This is a genomic window from uncultured Maricaulis sp. (assembly GCF_963976135.1).
Classification (GTDB): Bacteria; Pseudomonadota; Alphaproteobacteria; order Caulobacterales; family Maricaulaceae; genus Maricaulis.
Genome location: NZ_CAXBKN010000191.1, coordinates 1 through 1,717, shown reverse-complemented (window position 1 = coordinate 1,717; position 1,717 = coordinate 1). Strand labels below are relative to the sequence as shown.

Sequence of the window (1,717 nt, the reverse complement as noted above, 5' to 3'; positions counted from 1 at the left end):
GCATGACCCCGATTGATGGCCCCCGCCTGGCCCCGCGTGACGGACAGCCGCCGCGCAAGCTGGTGATTTTCCTGCATGGTTATGGCTCCAATGGCGATGACCTGATCGGGCTGGGCCAGCACTGGGCGCCGGCTCTGCCGCATGTGCAATGGGTCTCCCCGAATGCGCCCGAGGCGGTGCCGGGGGCGCCGAATGGCTATCAATGGTTCCCGATCTCCAATCTCGATCCCGACCGGATCGAGGCCGGCGCCGCCATCGCCGGGCCGATCATTGACCGTTTCATCGACCAGGAATTGGCGCGCTACCGCCTCACCGAGGCCGACCTTGTGCTGTGCGGGTTCTCGCAAGGCACCATGCTCTCGCTGCAGGCCGGTCTGCGCCGCGAGCGGCCGCTGGCGGGAATCCTGGGCTATTCCGGTGCCTTGCCAGGCGGGCCGAAGCTGAAGCAGGAAATGCGCTCGAAACCGCCGGTGATGCTGATCCATGGCGACCAGGATCAGGTCCTGCCGCTCGGCTTCATGTTCGATGCGCTGGAAAACCTGGCCCAGGCCGGTCATGGCGCGCAATGGCATATCTCCCAGGGCCTGCCGCATTCAATCGGCCAGGACGGGCTGGAGATCGGCGCGCATTTCCTCAAGACCGCCCTGTCCGGCGGCTATCGCTGAACAGGCCGGCGCCAGCCCCTGCTGCGCCATGCCGCAGGTGCTGTGGCTGTGATGTCATAGGCGTGTCACCGAAAGGCGCGTAAACTTCCCCTCAAGGACACAGGTTCCGATTCGCCTTCGGGTGTACGGGCAGTCCAAGGAGGTGCGTTTTCAGGACGATTGTCCGGGATACATCCTCCCCGCGCGGCTCCAGGGCCGCGACACAAGGGGGAGGCGGCCATGCAGGTGCTTGCTAAGGCGCCGCAGGGATGGCCCTGTCTGGTGCTGAATGCGGACTTCCAGCCGCTCAGCTATTGGCCGCTCTCGACCTGGCCGTGGCAGGAGGCGGTGAAAAACGTCTTCCTCGAACGCGTCGCCATCGTCTCCAATTACGAGGACGTGGTCCACTCCCCGACTTTCGAAATGCACGTGCCGTCCGTCGTGGCGCTGCGCGACTATGTCGCTCTCGACCGCACCCCCGCCTTCACCCGCTATAATGTCTGGCTGCGCGACGGCTTCAAATGCGCCTATTGCGGCACCGGCGGCCATGGCAGTGGCGGCCCGGCCACCGACCGTCTCACCTTCGACCATGTCATCCCGCGCCGCGCCGGCGGCAAGACCAGCTGGGAAAACATCGTCGCCGCCTGCAGCCCCTGTAATCTGAAAAAGGGCGGCCGCAATCCGCGCGAAGCCCGCATGCCGCTGCGCCGCCCGCCGCAACGCCCGACCATGTATGAGCTCCAGGCCCAGGGCCGCCGCTTCCCGCCGAAATTCCTGCATGAGAGCTGGCTGGATTATCTGTATTGGGATGTGGAATTGGAGCGGTGACCAGGTTCCTTCCAAAACCAAACCCTTGTCATCCCTGACGGATGCCCCGCGTCGGCGGGGCGGAGATCAGGGACCCAGAACCTGCATCGCGGCTCCAGCTAGATGGGGCCGGTCGATCACGTAAGCAACCATCCGTTGGGCGTCTGGGTCCCTGATCTGCGCCCGGATCGCTAATGCGTCCGGGCATCCGTCAGGGATGACAAGAATTGGGGGCGTGGGGGTGAAAAGTGCCTCACCCCTCCCGC

2 protein-coding genes are annotated in these 1,717 nt (G+C 65.2%); both read left to right on the top strand.

Features of this window, described 5'->3' with window-relative positions; translation table 11 throughout:
* Positions 1–665 (top strand): phospholipase (locus AAC023_RS14470; RefSeq protein ID WP_339742021.1); only part of this gene is annotated, 665 nt, incomplete at its 5' end.
* A gap of 219 nt (positions 666–884) precedes the next feature.
* Positions 885–1,472 (top strand): HNH endonuclease, encoded by a 588-nt coding sequence (locus AAC023_RS14465; protein WP_339742019.1) that lies wholly within the window; start codon positions 885–887, stop codon positions 1,470–1,472.
* Positions 1,473–1,717 lie beyond the last annotated feature (245 nt).